This is a genomic window from Nostoc sp. NMS7, from assembly GCF_017115085.1.
In the GTDB taxonomy this organism is placed as follows: domain Bacteria; phylum Cyanobacteriota; class Cyanobacteriia; order Cyanobacteriales; family Nostocaceae; genus Nostoc.
Genome location: NZ_JABXKJ010000117.1, coordinates 1 through 22,501 on the forward strand (window position 1 = coordinate 1; position 22,501 = coordinate 22,501).

18 protein-coding genes and 2 pseudogenes are annotated in these 22,501 nt (G+C 42.1%); 6 read left to right on the top strand and 14 right to left on the bottom strand.

What is annotated here, in order from left to right; all coding sequences use genetic code 11:
- Positions 1 to 466: 466 nt before the first annotated feature.
- Entirely contained in the window at positions 467 to 622 is a 156-nt protein-coding gene (locus tag HWQ38_RS12070) for a hypothetical protein (protein WP_292793610.1), read from the bottom strand.
- A 151-nt stretch (positions 623 to 773) separates the two neighbouring features.
- Between HWQ38_RS12070 and HWQ38_RS12075 the strand changes: the two genes are divergently transcribed.
- On the top strand, positions 774 to 1,139 hold the full coding sequence (locus HWQ38_RS12075) for a VOC family protein (RefSeq protein ID WP_292793613.1): 366 nt from the start codon (positions 774 to 776) through the stop codon (positions 1,137 to 1,139).
- A gap of 28 nt (positions 1,140 to 1,167) precedes the next feature.
- Here the strand turns inward: HWQ38_RS12075 and HWQ38_RS12080 are convergent, their stop codons facing one another.
- Positions 1,168 to 2,484 (bottom strand): hypothetical protein, encoded by a 1,317-nt coding sequence (locus tag HWQ38_RS12080; protein ID WP_292793615.1) that lies wholly within the window; start codon positions 2,482 to 2,484, stop codon positions 1,168 to 1,170.
- 204 nt (positions 2,485 to 2,688) lie between these two features.
- Positions 2,689 to 3,762, bottom strand: coding sequence for an undecaprenyldiphospho-muramoylpentapeptide beta-N-acetylglucosaminyltransferase (murG, locus tag HWQ38_RS12085; RefSeq protein WP_292793618.1), 1,074 nt, complete (start codon positions 3,760 to 3,762; stop codon positions 2,689 to 2,691).
- 84 nt (positions 3,763 to 3,846) lie between these two features.
- Here murG and HWQ38_RS12090 point away from each other — a divergent pair, with 84 nt between their 5' ends.
- On the top strand, positions 3,847 to 4,686 hold the full coding sequence (locus tag HWQ38_RS12090; RefSeq protein WP_292793621.1) for a nuclear transport factor 2 family protein: 840 nt from the start codon (positions 3,847 to 3,849) through the stop codon (positions 4,684 to 4,686).
- 141 nt (positions 4,687 to 4,827) lie between these two features.
- On the opposite strand, the pseudogene HWQ38_RS12095 reads toward HWQ38_RS12090, so the two are convergent.
- The 5 genes and pseudogenes from HWQ38_RS12095 to HWQ38_RS12115 form a co-directional block, all read right to left on the bottom strand.
- Positions 4,828 to 5,442, bottom strand: a pseudogene (locus tag HWQ38_RS12095) (ATP-binding protein); the annotation flags it as partial.
- A 471-nt stretch (positions 5,443 to 5,913) separates the two neighbouring features.
- Positions 5,914 to 6,735 carry a hypothetical protein gene (locus HWQ38_RS12100; protein WP_292793624.1) on the bottom strand — a complete coding sequence of 274 codons (822 nt, stop codon included), beginning with the start codon at positions 6,733 to 6,735 and terminating at the stop codon, positions 5,914 to 5,916.
- Between the two features lie 795 nt (positions 6,736 to 7,530).
- Positions 7,531 to 7,920 (bottom strand): hypothetical protein, encoded by a 390-nt coding sequence (locus tag HWQ38_RS12105; protein ID WP_292793627.1) that lies wholly within the window; start codon positions 7,918 to 7,920, stop codon positions 7,531 to 7,533.
- A 102-nt stretch (positions 7,921 to 8,022) separates the two neighbouring features.
- Positions 8,023 to 8,937: pseudogene (locus HWQ38_RS12110) on the bottom strand (YifB family Mg chelatase-like AAA ATPase); the annotation flags it as partial.
- A gap of 202 nt (positions 8,938 to 9,139) precedes the next feature.
- The gene (locus HWQ38_RS12115; RefSeq protein ID WP_292793630.1) at positions 9,140 to 9,838 is read right to left on the bottom strand and encodes a DevA family ABC transporter ATP-binding protein; all 699 of its coding nucleotides are present in this window, start codon (positions 9,836 to 9,838) and stop codon (positions 9,140 to 9,142) included.
- Between the two features lie 49 nt (positions 9,839 to 9,887).
- On the opposite strand from HWQ38_RS12115, the gene HWQ38_RS12120 reads away from it, so the two are divergent.
- Entirely contained in the window at positions 9,888 to 10,058 is a 171-nt protein-coding gene (locus HWQ38_RS12120; RefSeq protein ID WP_292793632.1) for a hypothetical protein, read from the top strand.
- On the opposite strand, the gene devC is transcribed toward HWQ38_RS12120, so the two are convergent.
- Both devC and HWQ38_RS12130 read right to left on the bottom strand, forming a co-directional pair.
- The gene (gene devC, locus HWQ38_RS12125; protein ID WP_292793634.1) at positions 10,026 to 11,201 is read right to left on the bottom strand and encodes an ABC transporter permease DevC; all 1,176 of its coding nucleotides are present in this window, start codon (positions 11,199 to 11,201) and stop codon (positions 10,026 to 10,028) included. The two genes, HWQ38_RS12120 and devC, sit on opposite strands and share 33 nt — an antisense overlap.
- The gene (locus tag HWQ38_RS12130) at positions 11,198 to 12,505 is read right to left on the bottom strand and encodes an ABC exporter membrane fusion protein (protein WP_292793637.1); all 1,308 of its coding nucleotides are present in this window, start codon (positions 12,503 to 12,505) and stop codon (positions 11,198 to 11,200) included. The genes devC and HWQ38_RS12130 overlap by 4 nt, the downstream gene beginning before the upstream one ends.
- Positions 12,506 to 12,830: 325 nt before the next feature.
- Here HWQ38_RS12130 and HWQ38_RS12135 point away from each other — a divergent pair, with 325 nt between their 5' ends.
- Complete coding sequence (locus HWQ38_RS12135; protein ID WP_292793639.1) at positions 12,831 to 13,448, top strand: TetR/AcrR family transcriptional regulator; 618 nt, start codon at positions 12,831 to 12,833, stop codon at positions 13,446 to 13,448.
- Positions 13,449 to 13,691: 243 nt separating this feature from the next.
- Here HWQ38_RS12135 and infC read toward each other — a convergent pair whose 3' ends face one another.
- Positions 13,692 to 14,183 carry a translation initiation factor IF-3 gene (gene infC / locus HWQ38_RS12140; protein ID WP_292830779.1) on the bottom strand — a complete coding sequence of 164 codons (492 nt, stop codon included), beginning with the start codon at positions 14,181 to 14,183 and terminating at the stop codon, positions 13,692 to 13,694.
- Between the two features lie 246 nt (positions 14,184 to 14,429).
- Between infC and HWQ38_RS12145 the strand changes: the two genes are divergently transcribed.
- Complete coding sequence (locus HWQ38_RS12145) at positions 14,430 to 15,770, top strand: DEAD/DEAH box helicase (RefSeq protein ID WP_292793642.1); 1,341 nt, start codon at positions 14,430 to 14,432, stop codon at positions 15,768 to 15,770.
- A 309-nt stretch (positions 15,771 to 16,079) separates the two neighbouring features.
- On the opposite strand, the gene dnaG is transcribed toward HWQ38_RS12145, so the two are convergent.
- The gene (gene dnaG / locus HWQ38_RS12150; RefSeq protein WP_292793644.1) at positions 16,080 to 17,996 is read right to left on the bottom strand and encodes a DNA primase; all 1,917 of its coding nucleotides are present in this window, start codon (positions 17,994 to 17,996) and stop codon (positions 16,080 to 16,082) included.
- Positions 17,997 to 18,270: 274 nt separating this feature from the next.
- On the opposite strand from dnaG, the gene HWQ38_RS12155 reads away from it, so the two are divergent.
- Complete coding sequence (locus HWQ38_RS12155) at positions 18,271 to 19,623, top strand: N-acetylmuramoyl-L-alanine amidase (protein WP_292793646.1); 1,353 nt, start codon at positions 18,271 to 18,273, stop codon at positions 19,621 to 19,623.
- Between the two features lie 191 nt (positions 19,624 to 19,814).
- Here the strand turns inward: HWQ38_RS12155 and cls are convergent, their stop codons facing one another.
- Together cls and HWQ38_RS12165 are read right to left on the bottom strand one after the other, a co-directional pair.
- A complete protein-coding gene (gene cls, locus HWQ38_RS12160; RefSeq protein ID WP_292793648.1) occupies positions 19,815 to 21,257 on the bottom strand; it encodes a cardiolipin synthase in 1,443 nt (480 codons plus the stop codon).
- 116 nt (positions 21,258 to 21,373) lie between these two features.
- On the bottom strand, positions 21,374 to 22,204 hold the full coding sequence (locus HWQ38_RS12165) for an endonuclease/exonuclease/phosphatase family protein (protein ID WP_292793651.1): 831 nt from the start codon (positions 22,202 to 22,204) through the stop codon (positions 21,374 to 21,376).
- Between the last annotated feature and the right edge of the window lie 297 nt (positions 22,205 to 22,501).

Genomic DNA, 22,501 nt, shown 5'->3' on the forward strand with positions numbered 1-22,501 from the left:
CGCAGAACCGATCCCATACGTTGGCGCTTTCGCGACGTTGTAAGGTTGTTGTCATGGTTTTATAAGTGCGGTTAGTTATTTATGAATCAGGCGGTTTTGTTTTTGCCTGTGAATGTACTTTACACTGCTTTACAATTTTTAATCAAGTTTTATTACTTCAGTAAAGCTGATGCAAGTTATTAGTTTTGCTTATTTATGGTCATCGCTGAGAGTACGGCATCATTCTTAAGGATTTGATGCCGTACTCCCGCCAATAACGTACCCTACAATATCGATTGCATCGCACTTTTGATCTCGATGTCTGAGCGATCGCTTTCAACATCCCGTTAAAACAGATACCTCAAATATCGTATTCAGGTACTCAAATATCGTGTTCAGGTACTCAAATATCGTGTTCAGGTACTCAAATATCGTGTTTAGGTACTCAAATATCGTATTCAGGTACTCAAATATCGTATTCAGGTACTCAAATATCGTATTCAGGTACTCTTAACTTTGTCGCACCGCGATCAAGTATACAGATGCGTAGGCGTAGCCCGCCGTAGGCATCGCCTTCATAAATCTCGACAAACAAAGCGAACGCTTGACTTTTAAAACAGTCGCCAACATCAGGCGATCGCACTTGACAATCAAGACAGTCGCTACAAATAGTTAATTTTGTTCAAAAATCAAACCGGATTCCGATATGTTTGCTCTGGTGTTAGCGCTGAAAAGATAAAATAGAAAGGAACGTTGAGATGAATTACTACCCAAATTAGGAGGGGAGGTGTGACATGACAATTACTTTAAATCACACCATAGTGCCCGGACATGACAAAGAAGCATCGGCGAGGTTCTTTGCAAAAATTTTTGGTCTAGAGGTAGAGCTTCCCATTGGCTACTTCGCTGCTGTACATATAAATGATGCACTGACGCTCGACTTCGCCGACGCTGAAGCCTTCGAGCAGCATCATTATGCCTTCCATGTCAGTGACGAGGAATTTGATGCAATTTTTGCACGCGTCAAAGAAGCGGGTATTGAATACAGTAGCGACCCCATGCATCACAATAAAGGACAAATTAACAACTGGAACGAAGGTCGTGGCTTCTATTTCTATGACCCCAATGGTCATAACCTAGAACTGTTGACCCGTGCATAGATATTTTGAAATCAATCAAATTAATGCCTTACTTCTTTACTAAAAAATATGCTGTAGCATAGTCTGGCAATTGCGTGATCTGCTGCCCGAATTCTTTTTTATTCTTAAAAATACCTGCCAAAAAATCAAGTTGATAAAGATTAGGTAAAAATGCTCCGCCTGTATCGGCGATGACTCCCATTTGCAGATGTTTGCGACCACCCTGAGTATGTTCAATCACAATCACTTTACCTAAACCGATATTCAAAACATCTCCAGCAAAAGTGACTCCGGGTTTGATAGAAATTTTTGCATCTATTTTGTATCCATAGCCTTTAATAGCATCAACTTCTCGAAAATACCAATAACGCTTTTGGGCTGTTGCCTTCAATCCGCGAATATAAGACATTCCATTATTTCTATCAACATTAAAAAATGCCTGATAACCATCCGTAAAATTAATTAGTATTGTTCCTTCCATAATTGCTTCTTCTAACCCATTCCTGGTTAGATAAGCGAGAGTTGTAACTTTTCCAGATTCTCTCCCACCTGGTTCATAAATACCCGACAAAACATCTTGCTTTGTGTATCGAGTGTAAAAATTATCGTTATTAGAGTTTTCTTTTAAGCTATAAATTGGTATATTAAAAGTAGAGGTTTTCTTGCGAGAACCGGGGTGAGTAAAGACAGCATATTTGGTGATTCGTAATTGTTTTTGCTGTTTATTCTTTGGGTTGTAGGCAGACCATTTAATAACTCGAAAATTGCTATTGATAAATTTAGGATCTTGTAAACGAGTTGCTCGATTATTAGCAACATCCTCCTTTAAGACAGCAATCATAAAATCCAAAGTTTTGAGAACATCTGGCAGAGTAACTCCTTGAGTGGCAAGTATTGCTGTACGCCGAATATCTGGGTCTTCTGAAGAGTAATCTTGAAAATATTTTCTAGTATTGACGAGAACGCTTAATAAATCTCCTTGATTGAAGTTAACCTTACTACTTGGTAGTTTGACTGGAGTAAAAATCTGGCTGCCGTTAATGCTAAATTTATATTTTTTGAACTCATCGACAACTGGATAAGATGATGATGCTGCTAAGAAATTATGCCGAAATGAAAAAGCGGTTTGTTTCCCGATTATCTGATCAGATATTTTTTGAGCGACAAAAAGATTTTGAAATGTTGATGTCAGGGAAATCTGTGATTGAAGTGGGGCAAAATTTTCTTGCTGAGTAAAGGACTGATATTTTTGAGCTAGCTGTTTAGTTTTTGACTGACTATATAGATGGCTACTAGCTAAACTGACAAGTAATAAACCAGTACAACCTACTGTAATGCGGAATTTTTGCTTAAACAAGATATTCATAACTTGGAAAATAAATTTTTATTGTCTCTTACTATAGCGGTTCTCAAGCCCTTGTGAAATACAAGAACCCCACCCCCAACCCCCTCCCCGCTCTTCGAGAGAGGACTATGATGTACCTTATATCATTACGAAACACTATATCTTCACTCCGTAACGCTGCGCGTAGCTTGCCCTGTAAGGGTACAATTTTGAGTTTTGAATTGTTTAAGTTTCGATCACCTCACGCACTAATTGCGCCAACTTTTCGGCACTATCGGGAACTGCGATCGCATGAGCTTTTTCTGCCATCTTTGCTAATTCTGGCGGTGACTGCAACAAATTCAACACAATACTTTGCAATCCTTGTGTCGTCAACTCTGATTGCTTCAACGTTAACGCCGCACCCGATGAAGTAAATACGTCTGCATTGTAAGATTGATGGTCTTCTGCGGCAAAGGGGTAAGGAATCAAAATCGCTGGTGTTCCACAGACTGCCAATTCTGTCAAGCTACCTGCGCCAGAACGACTAATAGCAAGAGTTGCCCGTTTCAACAACGCCGCCATATTATTGTAAAAAGGTAAGGCTATGTACTGTGGATGTTTGAGAGTATCTGCTTCTGGATCGCGATCGCCAGTCAAATGTACTACATATATACCAGCATCAAACCAAGCCTGGGCAGATTCGCGCACCAATTTATTAACCGCAACTGCACCTTGGCTACCGCCAAAAACAACAATTAAGGGAACACCATCAGGAATGGCTAAATCCAGAGGTGCATTAATTGCCCCATCGAGAAATTGCGATCTAACGGGAGTGCCAACGTAGACATTTGTAGCACGGGGTAAATACTTAGCAGCTACTTCAAATCCCAAGGCTACCGCATTACACCAAGGGCCAAAAAAGCGAGTTACTTTACCTGGTAAAGCGTTAGATTCGTGAAAAACCACAGGGAAGCCGAGGGAACGCGCCGCAATGACGGCAGGCCCGGCAATGTAACCCCCTGTGGTAAACACCCCTTGAAAATTTCCCTGTTTGAGAATTCGTCTGACTTCCAGAATCGAAAGGGCGAGTTTACCCAAGACGCGAATCGAGGATAGTCCAAACCCTTGCTGAAACCCCTCAACTGCAATAGTATTCAAGGGATACTGTTTGGGGACAAGTTGAGTTTCTAACCGATTGGGTACTCCCAGCCATTCTATTTGATAATCTGGGAGTTTCTCTGCCAGTGCGATCGCTGGAAACAAATGTCCACCAGTCCCACTGGCAGCGATTAATAATCGTATCGGTGCGTTTGCCATCAAACCTTTATCGTTTAGCGCCTAGCTTAACTAAGATAAAACAATTTCCTTACTTTCTCTAATCAAATCAGTAAATTCTTACCAATGACTAACATTATTACCGCCTTAGTGAAACGCCAACTGAGATTTCCAGCAAGTATCGGGTTGGTTTCCTTCCTGCTGACACTTGGTTTAACAAGTGGTTGGCAACCCATTCAAGCGACGACACCACAGCAATTAGTCCAAGCCACTACAGCCCAAAATGCACCAGCCGAACTGAAAAACCTGTTGACACAAGTTGATGCCGCCGCCAGCCGGGGCGATGTCAAAGGGGTGTTGCAATTCTACAGCCCCAATTTCACTCATGGGGATGGATTAACCCGACAAACTATGGAAAAGTCTTTGATTTCACTTTGGCAACGATATCCCAAATTGCAATACAGTACGAAACTGCTATCTTCAAAACCTGAAGGCAATGGGATTATTGCCGAAACGGAAACTAAGATAACTGGCTTACCCTCCAGTAGCGCTAATAATTTGACTCTTGATGCCACGATTAAATCGCGTCAGCGCATTGCAGGCGGGAAAATCGTCCGCCAAGATATTTTGTCAGAACGCACCCTACTTACCTCTGGCAGCAAACCACCCCAAATTGAGATTAAATTACCGCAGCAGGTGCAAGTTGGTCAGAAGTATAATTTTGATGCAATCGTCAAAGAGCCACTTGGTGATGATTTTCTACTAGGATCGGCGCTAGAGGAATCTATCCAACCAGATAAATTTATCAACCCCACATCGGTGGATTTGGAATTACTGACATCTGGCGGACTATTTAAAGTTGGACAAGCACCATCTATCCCTGGTAGCCAATGGATTTCTGCTGTCATTCTGCGGGGTAATGGGATGACGATGATAACTCAGCGTCTGCAAGTGGTGAAGAAGTAGTTAGGAGTTTGGAGAGAGGCGATTAATCGCGTCTGTACAGGAGTTTGGAGAGACATGATTAATCGCGTCTGTACAGGAGTTTGGAGTTAGTGCGCTACGCTACCGCTAGCGTACTAAAAATCTGCATGGTGCGTTACCTGATCACTGCATTCTATCGATTGTGCGATACTGAATCGCTTCCGCCATATGATTGGTTTTTAGCTCATCGTCTCCTGCTAAATCTGCAATAGTTCGTGCTACTTTGAGAATGCGATCGCTTGCTCTTGCCGATAAACCTAATTTTCTAATTGCTACTTCTAATAAATTGCGACTAGGATCATCTAACTTGCACCATTTTTGGAGATGGCGACTTTGCATGTGGGCATTGCAACGCAGACTTGGTTCTTCTTGGAAGCGGGTAATTGCGCGATCGCTTGCTTGTTGCACCCGTTCCCGTACTGATGTTGATGCTTCTCCGGTAGGCTGTTGGGTAATTTCTTCTGGTTTTAAGCGATTCACCGCAACTTGTAAATCAATCCGATCCATCAACGGCCCAGAAAGTTTTGCCCAATATTGCTCGCGTTGCCGTGGAGAACAAGTACATTGTTGGATGGTATCGCCATAGTAGCCGCAAGGACAAGGATTAGTACTCGCCACCAAAGTAAACTGTGCGGGAAACGTTACTGATAGTTTGGTGCGGGAAATTGTCACGTAGCCATCTTCCAAAGGTTGACGTAGGAATTCCAGCACATCTCGTTTAAATTCTGTAAGTTCATCGGATGGTTTTATATAGTTATTTCTTATAACCCTTGCAAAATAAGCTTTGTAGGTGTACAGCATTCATATAAACGATAAATCATGCCTTTTTTCTGTACATTTCTCTTACATTCAAATAAGACACGCAATTTTGACCAAACTGTAATTGGCATTACCCGATGGCTTTGTTTATACCAAGCTAAGTATTAGCAAAAAATGCTACGCCAATGGGACTCGCCATCCTTAAAACATAAATTGCTCAAAAATTCAAGTGGAAGACTCAAAAATACAGGATTGATAAAAAGCTGCGATCGTTAAACCCTAGCTGGACAATCCTCAGATGTAGCAAAAGTTTAAATACTACGCGGTTGCAAAGCCATACAGTTGAAGAATATCCACATGAATCAGCTTCAATAAACTTCCAAGCAACAACTTGGTTATTGGTAGCTGTAACAGCAAGTATAATTAATTATTCTATAACTGTAATTTTTATTAAAGTAATTGCGTTTGATTTATGTCAACTTCACTTAACCACCAATTTATAACCTTATCATCAATGACTCGATAATCAATTCCGACCGCTCTAAAATGCTTTGTTGCACATTTAGTTTTAAGAGTCTCCCGAACATACTGGAGCTTTTCAATATCTGTTTGACCTTTAGTCTCTCGAACAAGCTGTAAAATATGATTGCCATTATCTCCTCTACGAATAATTCCCCAGTCTGGATTGTAATTACCAATAACTTTAGGAAAGTTTACTTTCAGCAACGGAGGAAACTTAAAGTACAAGACAACTTTTTGATCTTCTAAAAGTCGGTATTGAACGAAATCTCGCTCTACATTAGAATCAATCTGTACTTTGTCATATAATCCTCTTTCTCCAGCATCAATTAACTCTTTTTGAGCAATTTTCTTTTCTAGTGGAAATAGTTCGTTTATTTGAAGAGGTAGTTGACCTATATCAAGAGTAAATTCAATGTTGCTAACTACATGATAAGTAGCTACCTCTTTAATTTTTGCAATAAAGGTACTAGCGAAACCTTCTGGGTTTCTAAATAAGATTTTTATTCTATCTTCTGACATTCCCTGAAAAATCCGATTAAGTGTAGCACGAGTCAGTTTAGTTTCTTTAGCAGCACGGTCAATCAAGTTAAAGACAGGGTAAGTATCTTGAAGACTTTGAATGGTCTGGACTTTTTCAGGTGTTTGTCCCTTTTCACTCGTAAATACAATAGGCTGATATTTAGTCAATTCAGTTTGTTCTTTATCTGCAAATTTGACTACTGAATTATCTCCCCTGTCTATAATTTCCAATACTTTAAATCCTCTCAGATATGAATCTTTAAAGATTCTAGATAAATCATTACCTACTTTAACAATGTATTTCCTGTCAACAGGAATTAAAGCATTGTTACCTTGACTATTTTCAGTACTTGTGGTTTTACCTATGTAGAAGAAATAAAAGTTGGATAATTTATTGAAAGGATTGTAAATAAAGGCTTTAGAGGTCTGAAAGATTAATAGTCGATGGCTAGGGAAAATATGAAGTTATGTTAATATGCTATTGATATAAGAATCTTACTTAAATTTTGCTAAGTATAGTCAGCAAGAAACCTTTGTATGGCAAGCTTCCAAGCACCTTTGTTTTTCAAAAATCAAATACGAGTCTGTATAGCGTAAGCTATTAAATTTATTCGGTCAGATCACGCTTGGGACATTGGAAGGTGAAGGTAAAAGTGCTGTCGCTTTGTATAACCTGACGAATCGTTTGGTACATAGGATAGTTGCCAATGCCACTTAAATAATGTTGCCATAATCAACCTCTTTGAAGAAGTAGGAAGAATAGGCTAATTATGCCACGACTGTTAACCTTTGCTGTGAGGGCTTATAGTTTGGGCGTATGTGGTACGTGTGAACTAAAAATAGCGAATGATGTAAATGCAGTAGGGTTTTGATCATTATTTCTGAAAGTGATAAATCTGAAGTGCTTGCTATATATAAGTTTAGTTTATGCGTGTCTTATGCGTGTAGTGTAAAGGTGATTTGGATATATCACCAAATTTCAAAAGATATATCACTTTAATGGCTGTAATATCTATTAAATATAAATTAGTGAAAATCATAGAATTGCACCACAGCAGTCAATGCCAGGTTCGCTGTAGATTCGTTACGTGGAGATAAGATATCTTCTGAGTTAGGAGAGGCAAACTTTTCCTCAAGCAGCAGCCCACCAGTTAAATACCAGTAGCCGAACTCAGCCATTTTCTCTTGATTAAAGTCTTGCCAGTTAAGCATTTTTATGTCTAGATATTTCCAGAAATCTTTGAGCTTCTCTGCGTATCTCTTAATTGTTCCGACAGCAGAACCGCCTAATTGCTTAAACCGCAGAAACCGCTCAACAGGCTTAATAACCTGATAATTATCATCCACCAGATGCCACCGAACTAATTCTTTACCGTCCGGTAAGCATTGTACTGACTCAAGAACTTTAGCCACCATGAATAGTGTGAATAGCGTGAATAACTTACTTAAAAATGAGTTTACACGATTAGTGGTATTGTTGTTGTTGTTTTTTTGAATAGATAGTTAATGTATATAAAACAAAAAAAGTACTCCTCTGTGAGATAATGATATTTCCCCAGGACGAGGGAAACTACCGCCACCTACAAGAGAAGGCCCGGATGCCGAGTGATGGGGACTGCGAAAAGGGCGATCGCGTACCAACGAACCGCGATTTTTCAATAAACCAGCCACCGAATGGATGCGAGTCACTTCTAAAGATTCGGCAAAACTCAGGGGCGGTAAAATTCCTGGTAAACGCCGTGCTAACATGGTTTTTCCACTCCCAGGCGGCCCGACGAAAATTAAATTATGCCCACCAGCAGCAGCAATTTCCAAAGCCCGACGCGCATGAGCTTGTCCTTTGACATCATGCAAATCTGCACCAGGGTAGGATAATGTTGCTATCTCCCTTGTGACATGCATCTCCACAGGTTTGTAACGCCCCGGATTATTTAAAAAATCCACCACATCAGACAGATGTTTGCAGCCGTAAACAGCCAAGCCTTCAACCACTGCGGCTTCTTGGGCATTATCAGCAGGGATAACTAAACCTGCAATTCCCATCTTTTGGGCAGCTGCTGCGATCGGCAAGACACCAGCCACCGGACGCAAACTGCCATCTAGAGAGACTTCGCCCAAAAATAGATAATCTCCCAACAAATCAGCGCTAACTTGCTCAGAAGCCGCCAAAATTCCTACACTAATAGGTAAATCGAAACAGGGTCCTTCTTTGCGTAAATCTGCCGGAGTTAAATTGATCACAATTTTTCGCATGGGAAAGGCAAAACCGGCATTCTTCAGCGTTGCTTTGACTCTTTCTCTTGATTCTTGAATCGCTGAATCTGGCAGTCCTAAGACAACAATTCCCGGTAATCCCCCTGACACATCGACTTCTACGCCTACTTTGACGGCATCGATGCCCACAATTGATGCACTCCAGACTCTAGCAAGCATTTATTATATTAATAGTAAACCTTTCAAATCTCTAGCAGATGAGTTGGTAGATTGGCATTGGTGAAACTACACAGACGATTTCAATTTAAACGCAGAGGGGCGCTGAGGGAAGCGCAGAGCCACGCAGAGAATTCGGTATGATATTAATGAAGTGTTGTACTAAGTTGCTATGCTTAAAAATGTGGGATTCTTGCACCGATTCCTAACTGCTTGCAACAACAGCACGGTCATTTATTAACTTGCCATCTTCCATGTAGACGATGCGATCGGCAATATCTAGAATGCGATTGTCATGAGTAACCAAGAGAATGGTAGAATCGTGTTCTTTAGCTAGTTTTTGCATCAGGTTGACCACATCTCGTCCTGATTTACTGTCAAGGGCGGCGGTGGGTTCATCTGCTAAGACAATTTTAGGACGACCAACTAAAGCACGAGCGATCGCAACTCTTTGTTTTTGTCCCCCAGATAAATCATCAGGATAATAATTCAGGCGATCGCCTAATCCTACCTCTTCTAACATCTGGGCTGACCGGGTTTTCATTTCTGTCGGCGAAATATTATTATGCACTTCCAAGCCCATTCTGACGTTCTGGAGTACTGTCAGGCTAGCGTGCAAGTTGTGCGCTTGAAAAATATAACCGTTATTGCGTCGCACCTGGGTAAGTTTTGCTGTATTAGCACCACAAAGTTCTTCTCCCAATATCTGTAAACTGCCAGATTGAGCAGAACGCAAGCCGCCTGATAAGGTGAGAAGTGTAGTTTTACCAGAACCAGAAGGCCCAGTCATAATAATAATTTCGCCGGCGTTAATATCCAGGTTGATATCAAACAAAACTTGCTTGCGGAGTTGACCATGACCGAAGTAATGGTTGAGATTTTTAACAGAGATTACAGGAAGCATACTAATTTTAGATTTTGGATTTTAGATTAGGAATTGAATAATTATCTTTATGCCCAATACTTCTCTACGAGAGGCTGCGCCAACGGCTTCGCTCAGTACAAGTGCCCAATACTTCTCTACGAGAGGCTACGCCAACGGCTTCTCTACGAGACGCTGTTCGCGTTCGCTCAGTACAAGTGCCCATTTTCTAAAACATATCTGCGGGGTCGGCGGACTGTAATTTGCGAGTGGCGATCGCACCAGAAATTATGCACATAATCATAGTCAGCGTTAATACTGTCAAGGCTCGTGCTAGGGTCATGTAAACTGGTAAATTGGTGGCATTACGAGTTAAATAATAAAGTCCTAAAGGTGCGATCGCTCCTGGGATAAAGCCCAACACTGCCAAAATTATCGCCTCTTCAAATACCACACCTAATAAATAGAGATTGTTATACCCCATTGCTTTGAATGTGGCGTATTCTTTGATATGAGAATTCACATCTGTAGAAAGAACTTGATAGACGATAATCACGCCTACCATAAACCCCATTGCTACACCCAGGCTGAAGATAAACCCGATGGCTGTATTTGTTTTCCAGTAATTTATTTCAAATTCGATAAATTCTGCTTTCGTAAACACTTTAACATCATGATCTAAATGAGATTCTAAAGCTATTTTCACCTGTTTTGGATCATAGCCTGGTTGTAGTTGAACCATACCTAAACTAACACTGCTGGCTTCTCGCTTCGGAAATAGCCGCAAGAAATTCTGATCGCTGGTAATTAGGTTGCCATCAGCCCCAAAGGATGCCCCGATTGAAAATAAGCCGCTAATGGTAATCGTCCGGCGGTCAATTTCAGTCGTCACAGGTTTCCCTTGTGCAACTTGAGCGATCGCTTCTTTATAATCTCCTCTGGAGGCGCGATCAAACAGGACGGTATCTGGTAGCTTCACCTGATCTATCTGGCTGTTCACATCCGCCAAATCAAACGCCTGCTTTTCAGGATTGATCCCGATAACTAGTACAGATGTCTTTTCGTGTGTTTGAGGATTCTTCCAATCGACAATGTTGATATACATTGCTTCTGCTGACTTCACCCCCTGTACATCCATTGCCTGATACAGTCGCCGCCGCGTAAAGTTGGACAGATTTAAAACGTTACGCGCTTGAGGACTAAGTAGGAAAATGTCAGCCTGCATACTATGATGAAGCTTAGTATTACTTTCAAATAAGGCGGTCTGAAATCCTAGCTGCATGAACATCAAAACATCAGCGAAAGCAATGCCGGATAATGCCACCAAAAGACGGCTTTTTTGATGACTTAGTTGCAGCCATCCCAAGGGGGTTCGCTGCCGCAGTTGTTGAATAAATCCAATCATAGTTCAATTACCGCCTTGACTTGCAGATTGGTAAACTTGGCTGCTTTGATGCTAGAAGCCTGATTTAGTCGCACATGAACTTCTACTACTCTGCCGTCAATATTGCTGGAGGGATCACTGTTGATCAGATTTTGTCGCTGTACCTGCATCCCCAGCCAATCGACGGTTCCCTGTAATTCTCCGGGGAGGGAATCACTAATTACCTTGACCCGTTGCCCCGATCGCACTTTGTTAACATCACTTTGGTAAACTTCTGCAACTGCATACATCTGGTCGGTTCGACCTAATTCCACAATCCCGTCATTAGAAACGGTTTCTCCGGCTCGTGTATTAATCTTCATAATTTGCCCTGCTTCCGGTGCGCGGACGTATGCTTGATCAAGTTGCGCTTGCATTTTTTGCACAGTAGCTTGAGCGCTATCTACCTCTGCTTGGGCGTTGGCAACATCTGTAGGACGGACTTCAGCCGTTTGGTTGAGGGTGGCTTTGGCTTCGTTAATCTGCTGTTGCAAACTAGCGAGAGTTTGGTTGCGGTTAGCTTTGGCTTCCTTAATCTGCTGTTCTAAAGTCGCTACAGTTCTTGTTTTGTTGGCTTGGTTTTCGATTACCTGCTGAGTAGAAGTTTCTGCACTCAAGCGTTTTTGATCGGCTTCCTGACTGGAAATTGCCCCTGCTTTGTATAAAGCGTCATAGCGTTGCACATCTACTTCAGCGTTTCGCTTTTGGGCTGCAACGCGAGCCACCGTTGCTTGTAAACTCTGTTGTTGTCCTTGCAATTCCGCTTCTAGACGATCAATTGTGGCTTGTTGAGTTTTGATATTTCCCTCTAGTTCGACTTGCAGACGATATACAGCAGCTTGCTTGGCTCCAATTTCTCCCTGTTTTGCTCCCGATTTTACCTTGTCAAGGCTGGATTTGGCAACTTGAACTTGTTTTTGGGCTTCAACTAAACTTGCTTGCAAGCGATCGCGACTGTCCATAATTGCTATTACCTGTCCAGCTTTGACGCGATCGCCTTCTTTCACCAATAGTTTCTCAAGCAAACTCCCCTCAGTCGAAGAAGTTGCAGACAGTTTTACCACTTCTCCATTTGGTTCTAAGCGTCCCAATGCTGTAACTGTTTTTACTACTGGTTGAACAACTACTGGCGCTGCTTGCTTTTCATTAGCCGTAGCCTGAAACTTTAGCACCGTATAAACACTAGCTCCACCTATTGCCAAAGATGCAATTATTGCTAGTGTTGTGGGCGATCGCCAAAGATTTTGAGAAGACTTTAAATCCTCTAATTTCCAGTTCGATACCATAGTGTTCACCTTTTCCCATTCACAACTTGTACTAAACTGTTCAGTTCAATTTATGCTAAACTAAACGGAGTAGTTTAGTCAAGCGTAAAAAGTAAAGTTGGGCATTGGGCACTTATACTGAGCGAACGCGAACAGCGTCTCGTAGAGAAGTCGTTGGCGTTCGCGTTAGCGTCTCTGAAAGAGAAGCCTCTCGTAGAGAAGTATTGGACATTGGTTATTCTTTTTGCTCCCCCTTGTCCCCCTCATCTCCCCCACTCCCCACTCTCGTCTAAGTTAAATGCCAATTAACTGATTAAAATTCTTTATAAGAGAGGATAATTAATAAATGGTACGGATTAAAACTGACGAAGTTGATCGAGATAATTCCGTTGACAAAGTAGAGCAAATTCTGCAAGGGGCAATGCAGGAGTTTCTCCAAAATGGCTATGCTGGTACAAGTATGGATCGGGTAGCAGTAGCAGCCGGAGTTTCTAAAGCGACAGTCTACAGCCACTTTCAAGACAAAGAAGGACTTTTTAAAGTACTGATAGAGAACTTGGCAAATCAAAAGTTTAACTCTCTCTTTGGCATGGAACCTATGGAGGGAGAACCAAAAATCGTACTGCGCCAATTCGGAACCAAATTATTAGAACAGATGAATAACGACCAGGAACACTCTGCATTTTGGCGAGTACTAATTGGGGAATCTGGTCGTTTTCCAGAATTAACTCAGATTTGTGTTCGGGCGATGATTAAACCAATGCTAGAAACGATCACTCAATACTTGGCTGCTCACCCGGAACTGAATATTAGTGACCCAGAGGCAACAGCGAGGATTCTTTTAGGCACATTAGTTAATTTTCATGTGACTCAAGACGTGATGCATGGGAAGGATATTATACCAATGGAAAGCGATCGCTTGATTGATGCCTTGACACATTTAATCACTAATTGCGCCGATTGATTGGTTATATATCGGCGCTTGGCGCTTGTTTAGTTCCAAGGTCAAAATAATTCATAATTGATAATTAATAATTACAAGACGCTCGGTGACTCGCTACCGCTTTGCTATCAGTGGTTGCTCACTACTCTCCACTGTCTTGTTGACCACTAAATTTTTGATTTAGTGTGGGCTGCTGTACAGTGTCTTTAATTATGAATTAGTAATTATTTGGTCAAATGCATCCTCTGGCGATCGCTAGATTAACTAGGCAGGAATAACTTGAACAATTAGTGAGCGTTTATCCAACGACTGGATTTTACCTACTTGACTGAGATCGTTTGCAATCCGGTCTAGTAGTTCTCCAGCTTGGTCACGATATTGATGTTCTCGACCTCGTAAACGAATGGCAAACTTCACCGAATCGCCTTTACTCAACCACTGAACAGCTTTCTCAATACGTAAATTGTAATCAGCCACACCCACGTTTAGCCCGAACCGAACTTCCTTTACCGTGGGTCTAGCACTCTGACTCTGACGTTTTTTCTTTTGATACTGAAGCTTGCCATAGTTGAGAATCTTGGCGATTGGAGCGTCTTTGCCTTCGGAGACTACAACTAAGTCAAGCTCTAAACTTTCCGCTAGCTGTAGGGCCTCCTTGGTGTCGATCAGACCACGATTGTTATTCTCATGGTCAATCAAGAAGACGTGAGGTGACTTGATTTGCGAATTAATCAGTTGCTTTTGGATTGCGATAATGAATTTCTCCTACTTGTTCAACACTTTACTTTGCAAGCAAGTAATGCTAATGCTAATTTAACACAACACTGAATCAGAGCAACTTTAAGGACACAATCGATTGCAATCTGTTAGAATGCAAAATTGCGGCACACGCTCTGAGTCTTGGCGCTACTGCCCCGAAACAGCCTTTCAATGATTTTATTATCCGTCCGCCTAAGACTAACGCCAGCATTGGCGACAGGCCGATGTTATTTTTGGAGTCTTATGTCTTTTTCTACTCTCGGCTTGTCCAATGAAATTATCCGCGCCGTTACCGAGCGAGGGTACACCGAACCCACGCCAATTCAGATGCAGGCAATCCCTGCTGTATTGTCGGGTAGCGATTTGCTAGCTGGGGCACAAACTGGGACTGGAAAGACCGCTAGTTTTACCCTGCCGCTTCTGCATCGGTTGTCGTCCGACAAGAGCAAGGGTACGTCTAATGGATACCCGCCGATCCGGGCGCTGATTCTCACCCCGACTCGTGAACTCGCCGCACAGGTGGAAGAAAGCGTGCGCGAGTACGGCAAGTATTTGAACCTAAACTCGATGGTGATATTCGGCGGAGTCAGTATTCATCTCCAAAAACAGCGTTTGAAAGGCCGAGTGGATATTCTGGTCGCTACTCCAGGGCGACTGCTAGACCACGTACACCAGGGCACGCTGAAGCTGTCGCATATTGAGGTTTTGGTGTTGGATGAAGCAGATCGAATGCTGGACATGGGCTTTATTCATGATATCCGCCGCATTCTCTTACTCCTGCCCAAACAGCGACAGAATTTACTATTTTTCGCTACTTTCTCGGACAAAATTAAAACCCTCGCCGCCGGACTGCTTAATCACCCGACGATGATTGAGGTGGCACGTCGCAACGTTACCGCCGACACAATAGCACAAAAAGTTTATCAGGTAGACCGTGACAAAAAACGCCAATTACTAGCTCACTTGATTCGGCGAGATAATTGGTATCAAGTGCTAGTGTTCACTCGCACTAAGTATGGCGCTGACCGTTTGGTTAAACAGTTGGCTGAAGACCGCATTCAAGCACTGGCAATCCACGGTAATAAGAGCCAGCCAGCGCGTACCAACGCTCTGGCAAAGTTCAAGAATGGCAGCTTACAAGTATTGGTAGCGACGGACATTGCTGCTAGGGGTCTTGACATCAGCGAACTGCCCCATGTAGTCAACTTCGATCTGCCCAATGTACCGGAGGATTATGTTCATCGCATTGGTCGCACTGGTCGCGCTGGTGCATCAGGTGAAGCAGTATCACTGGTCTGCATCGATGAATACCCTCTATTAGCAGATATTGAAAAACTGATCCAGCAGCGTTTGCCGAAGGAAGTGGTCGCTGGCTTTGCGCTCAACCCCGATACCAACCCCGAACCAATCCCAAATGGACGCCAACACAGACCTCAACCCGGAGGTGACAAGCGTCCGGCTCGTACTGCTAAACTATTACCACCGACTTCCGCCAAACGTAAGCCAGCGCCACCTGCCACCAATGGCGATCAGCCTGGTGGTCGTTCGTCCACATCGCGCCGTTCTGCTAAACGCGATCGCTAATCTTCTTTCTTAGGGATAAGAATTAAATAACATACAATTTATGTCCCTGGCTTACCTCACCCTCAATCCCTCTCCGATATATTGGAGAGGGAAGCTAGATACACGATGAAATTTTGCATTTTATTTAATCCACGTTCCTTAGCAATACTGCTCGGTTAAGGTGCATAGTTAAGTGCATTAGACGTAGGTTGGGTGGAGCGGAGCGCAACCCAACTGATTATCAGGATGTTGGGTTACGCAAAGCCTCCACCCAACCTACAATGATACCTCTGCGACACATCAAGAATTAGGTTGGACGTGAGTGCGAAGCTACAATAACTCCGTGATGCTAAATAACCGTTGTCGGTCTATTTTCTGAAGCTTGATTTTTACGGCGTAGAAAGCCTGACAATAGGATTGATAACGCTCTGGTTCAGCTTCTGGATCAGTGTTTTGCCATAGTTCCAAAAAGTGACGAGAACGTTTTTCCAGCATTACCAAATCCATGCAAGCGATCGCAGCTTGAACCACTTGCAGAGTCCGAAGTATTTCTTTCTTCCATTTTTCGTTCAAATGAAACAGATGCGACACTAATCTCAAGTCTTCTGATAATTCTAAATATATGTTTTCCAGAGTTGAAATTAAATCTACCTGTTCCACAGGTGTTTCTAAAATCTGTTGCCATAAAAATCGGTGGTGGGAAAGGCTAAATTGCAAATCTCGCTCCTCTAATTCGTCAATAATCGCTTGACGCTGTTCAGGACAATGTAAGTAAATTCGCAGTAATAACGCCTCTGCGTGTTCTAAAAGACTGCGTTCTGTGGGAAGTGGGGAGTCTGAAACTTTGCTATCTCCCCATGCTTTCTTCGCTGACACCGGCTTAGAGTATGTAGTCGCAGCCGGCGCAATTTGTGTTAGCAGATTTTCGACTCGTAGGGGTAGAAGTCTGGTATCTCCCAAACTGAGTATTTCTGCACAATAAGAAACGTAATAATTTCGTGTATCGCTGTTAGCTATATTTTTAAGTAACTTGACTAATTGCTGAGTTACTTGCTGAAAATCGGTAGCCTGTTTTAAGTCTCGGTCTTGAATAATTTGCTGAATCTGCCAGTCTATCCAAAGTGGGGCATTTTTTAGCAGTTCTCCATAATCTTCTGGAGTGTGGCTATACAAATATTCATCAGCATCTTTGCCATCGGGTAAATTGAGAATCTTTAACTGGACTTCGCCCTTATACGCTAATTCGGCAATTTCACCGATCGCTCTTTCGGTGGCATTGGTTCCGGCTTTATCAGCATCAAAGTTGAGTACTAATTGTTTCGATTCGGTGTAGCGTAATATTAGCCGGACTTGTTCTAAGCTTAAGGCTGTACCGAGAGAGGCGACGGCGTTATTAATACCAGCAGCATGGAGAGCGATCGCATCAAAATATCCCTCTACCACCACCGCTTGATCAACTTGAGAAATCCCACCTTTGGCTTGATCAAGGGCAAATAATGTTTTACCTTTACTAAAAAGTTCGGTTTCTGGTGAATTCAGATATTTAGGCTGTTCATCAGTCAGAGTTCTACCACCAAAGGCGATGACGCGCCCTTGGACATCACGGATCGGAATCATTAAGCGATCGCGGAATACATCATAATAACCGCCTCCTTCCTTGCGTGGCTTAATCAATCCCGCTTTTTCCAGTATTTGCGCTGGGTAATGTTTATCTTCCACTAAATAGCGATGGAGAGTTTCCCAACCTGCGGGGGCATAACCTAAACCAAATTGGTGTATAGTTTCTTCTTTGAGTTTGCGGTTAGATTGCAAATATTGAATTGCCTTTTGCCCTTGGGATTGTCTGAGGGCGTGTTGATAAAATTGTGCTGACGAAGCCAGAACTTCATACAACTGTTCACGCAAAGATAGTTGACGCTGTAATTCTTGGCGTTGTTCGGGTTCGAGAGTTTGTACAGGTACTTGGTAACGCCGTGCTAAATCCAGCACCACATCAGGAAAAGAACGCTTTCCCAACTCCATCACAAACTTAATGGCATTTCCCGCAGCTTGACAGCCGAAGCAATAGTACATTTGCTTGGTTTGGCTGACGGTGAAGCTAGGAGATTTTTCATCATGGAAGGGGCACAAACCGACAAAATCCTTCCCACGTTTGCGTAAAACTACGTATTCCGAGACGACATCTACAATATCAGCCCGTAGTTTAACTTCCTCAATTGTGTCTGGGTGTAAGCGGGGGATTTGCATATTTAATTATTGGGCATGGGGCATGGGGCATGGGGCATGGGGCATGGGGCATTGGGCATTGGGCATTGGGCATTGGGCATTGATCAATAATTAATAGTTCTTCTTTCCCTGCTACCTCATCTCCCTCATCTCCCCACTACCTGAGCATTAACTTTGGAGAAATACCAAAGGACAAATGACAAAAGACTTCTGATCGCTATTATATTCTTGTTGCTAGAGCAAGAATGATGTATAGAATTGCTTAGACTTAATTTTAACAGAGGAAATACTGAAAATGGGACGTATTTTTATATCGGCGGCTCATGGAGGCAAAGAAGCTAGAGGAATTGATGCAGGTGCGATCGCCGGTGGTACAACTGAAGCTAAAGAAATGATTCTCCTGCGGGATTTGATTGTCACGGAACTAAGAGCGCGGAATTTGGAAATTTTGGCGATTCCTGATGACTTGAGTGCCGCTCAAACTATCAGCTGGATCAATTCCCGTGGCCGTCGGGGTGATATCGCCCTAGAAATTGAATCTAATGCGGCTAACAGCCCTTCTGTGCGTGGGGCTAGCGTCTTCTACATTGCTAATAATAGCGAGCGCAAGAGCAATGCTGAACAGTTGCTAATGGGGTTGTTGCGCCGCGTACCCCAATTACCGAATCGGGGAGTCAAGCCAGATACAGATAGTGGATTAGGTAGTTTAGCATTCTGTCGCCAGACAACGCTTCCGGCTTTGGTGATGCAAGTGGGGTTTCTCAGCAATCCAGAGGATCGGGCTTTGCTGCAAACTCGTCGCCGCGATTTTGCTTTGGGAATTGTCGATGGACTAGTAACTTGGAGTCGTGTGATTGACCCCACTCCTGGAACTCCGGCAGAAGCAAATTATCCGCCCATTAATATTAATATTAATGGGCAAAGTTACACAGAGCAAGGGGTTTTAGTTAATGGGAATGCTTACATCCCCATTGATTTAGTAGACCTTCTACGAATTGACCTTTCAAAAGCGGCTAATGTCAATCGGATTACCTATCACAAAGTAGTTTATGTCAAAGCGATCGAACTGCGAGATTTTAAGGTTGCAGTTACTTGGGATGCGACAAATCGTACTGTCAGTTTGCGCTCGAATTTGACGGTTTGCCCTGGTCAATTTGACCGAGTGATGTCGAACGGAAATACTTCAGAAGTACAGTTACAATTATTCATCAAAAACAATAATGACAATGCTTTAGTAAAGTTTCCTGACATTCCAAAACTTTATCGAGAAGAAGCAGGTATAGAGGGAGTAAACTATGATATTGCCTTTTGCCAAATGTGTATAGAAACTGGATTTTTACGGTTTGGAGGTGATATTAGACCTGAGCAAAATAACTTTGCTGGCTTAGGTGCGATCGGTGGTGGTTGCGAGGCTGCATCTTTTCCAAGTGCCAGAATTGGAGTGAGGGCGCACATCCAACATTTGAAAGCTTACGCCAGTTTAGAACCTTTGGTACAAGAAGTAGTAGATCCCAGGTTTCGCTTTGTCACACGCGGGATTGCAACATTAATTGATCAGCTATCAGGGCGGTGGTCAGCAGATTTGGATTATGGTACAAAGATTTCAGCAATGCTCAAACGATTATATGAATCAGCAGGACTTCTTTGAGTACTAATTCTGTATGAAGATGCGCTAAACCATATTTAAGTACAAGAAAGAAAAACGAACCGCGTTCGCGTTAGCGTCTCGCCTTGGGAGAAGGACGCAAAGTAAAGAAAGAAGTTAAAAGGGTTTGGCGCAGCCTCACAAAGAAATGGGATTACGCAATTGTGACAGTTGCGTAAGTCTTGTCTTAGTGATTAAAGTAAAGGAGTCAGCAATCGAGAGACTCTCACAGCTAACTTGAACCAAAAAGGTTTTTTATCGTACTCATCAAGATTAACAGCAACACAGACAGCTAAATCATCCTCTAACATTTTTTTCACACTTTGGACAAACCGAGGATCGGTAACAAAACCCATAACTTCAAAGTTTAGGGAAAAAGAGCGATTATCTAAGTTAACAGTTCCTATCCCTGCTATATTCTCATCAATGACTATAACTTTCTGGTGCATAAACCCATTTTTGTAACGATACAACCTGATACCGATTGTTTCCATTTCGGTGTAATAAGAGAAGGAACATAAATAAACAAATAAGTGATCGGGTCGATTTGGTAAGATAATTCGCACATCTACACCTCGCATTGCTGCCAGTTTTAAGGCTGACAATGTTGCCTCATCCGGTACAAAGTATGGACTAGCAATCCAGAGGTGAGTTTGAGCTTGATTAATTAGTTGCACGAAAAAAAGCTTACAAGCTGGTAGCGGATCTGCTGGGCCTGTAGGAAGAATGAATCCAGTTTGATTAGTTTCTCGATTAATTTTTACCTGCCAATTTACTTCGAGAAGTTTTCGAGTCGCCCAATACCAATCTCGCACAAAGGAGTTTTGTAAACTTTGTACAGTTGGGCCTTCGAGCATCATGTGGGTGTCGCGCCAGGGACTCAAGCGAGGATTTTTTCCTAAATATTCGTCACCAATATTCAGTCCACCTACAAATGCTATTTCTCCATCCACCACCAGAATTTTCCGATGATTGCGAAAATTAAATTGGAACCGATTACCCTGGCCTTTGGTGGTGTTAAATGCACTCACTGCAATTCCATGCTGTCTTAGAGACTCGATATAAGAACGAGATAGTTTCTTTGAACCAATTTCATCGTAGAGAAAGTAGATGTTTTTTCCTTCCTTGGCTTTAGCAATCAACGCTTCTTTAAACTCATTACCTGCTTGGTCATTGTTAACAGTATAGGATTGCAACAAAATATAATTTGTCGCCGATGCAATCTTTTTCAGCATCGCTTCATAGGTTTGCTGACCATTAATCAGTAATTCGGCAGCATTACCTGATGTGAAAGAAATTTCTGTCAAAGCCTCCGCTAATGGTTGCAACTTGGCTAGTTTATCTGGTGGCGCAACCTGAAATTTAATAACTTCACTATAAGTCTGATGAACAAGCTTGTAGTGTTGTGCATAGACTGAGCGCAGTGTTTCAGCATATCCATGAAATTTAGTTCTTCCTAAAATCCAATACAACGGAATCGCTAGCCAGGGGAAGGTAATTAGAGAAATGCTCCAGGCAATTGCCCCTTGGGAAGAACGCACATTCATCACTGCATGGGCTGCATGTGCAACTCCCAGGACATGAACAACAACTGTAGCTGTGCTAAAAATAGCTAGAACACCACCATCTACAAGCATCTTAGTTTTTTTGAGTATTGATATCAGGACTTACGCAAACAATACCCGAAAAGAGTGATTTTCTGGTAGGGGCAATTCATGAATTGCCCCAGAGGACGTGTGGTTTTGCGTAAGTCCTAAATATAAGTAAATTCTGCCAGCAATGGCTTGTGATCGGATGAACAAATTTTGTCTAGCACCTTAGCACTGGCTTTCTTCGCGCTGAGATTTCGATAAAAGATATGATCTAAAGGGGGTGATAACAAGAAGCGTTTAATTTTTTCCTTCTCATGAGGTGCAAAAATTACTGGCGTTAATCCCAATTTAGTTATTACTTGATTGAGGATTACTGCTCTTTTTTGACTCCAAGTATTGAAATCTCCTGAGAATATTAATGGGCCACGATGTGTAGATAACGCTAGCTCTAATTCCTTTAGTTGTATTTTAAATTTATTTAAATCTACAAAATTGATCAGATGACTATTGATTGTCAGGAGAGTTGTGCTTTGTTCAGATAGCAGATATTCAGTAATTAACGAAATTTTAGGAGTTCTAACAATCGGCTCATAATCTTTAGTAGTTATAACTTTTTTTGTGAGTGGACTGATTGTAGATGCTGTGAAAATACCCGAATAGCTTTGATGATGAATATCTACAAAGTTCGGAGCGAAATTCCAATTCATTTTCAGCCATTTTGACCATTCATCTGCTTCTAGCCTTAGAGAAAATTCTTGTAGAAATATGAGATTTGGTTGATAATTTTCAATTATTTTTGAAAAATCCTTAACCCATGTTTTATTATAGTTTTGTTTAGCAACATTCCAACTGAGAACTTTAATTGATTTACTATTAATTTTTGTTTGGATTGAATTATTTTTATCAATTGTCAGTTCTTGTAAACGAATAAATCTATAACCCGGAACAAATTTTGTAATGAGAGTGTTTACGTGTTCTTGAATATTAGGCATCACTAATATTAAAATAGATTTCTTCTAGCTTAACGCTATTAAAATTTATAAACGATTCCTCTACGTCCAACTCTTCTCTACGAGAGGCTGCGCCAAGGAGACGCTCTTACTAGCTTGCTTCTCCGTAGGAGTATGCGGTAGCCTGCGGCAAGCCCTCCGTGTCTACGTTTTTTGATAATTTTGCGTAAGTCCTGATTAAAAACGCTACGCTTTTACCCAAAAGTATACTAAGTTTTGCACAACGCGATCGCAAACGTGGACTGCTTCAGGCATCAGGATGGCGTAAAGTTGTTGTAA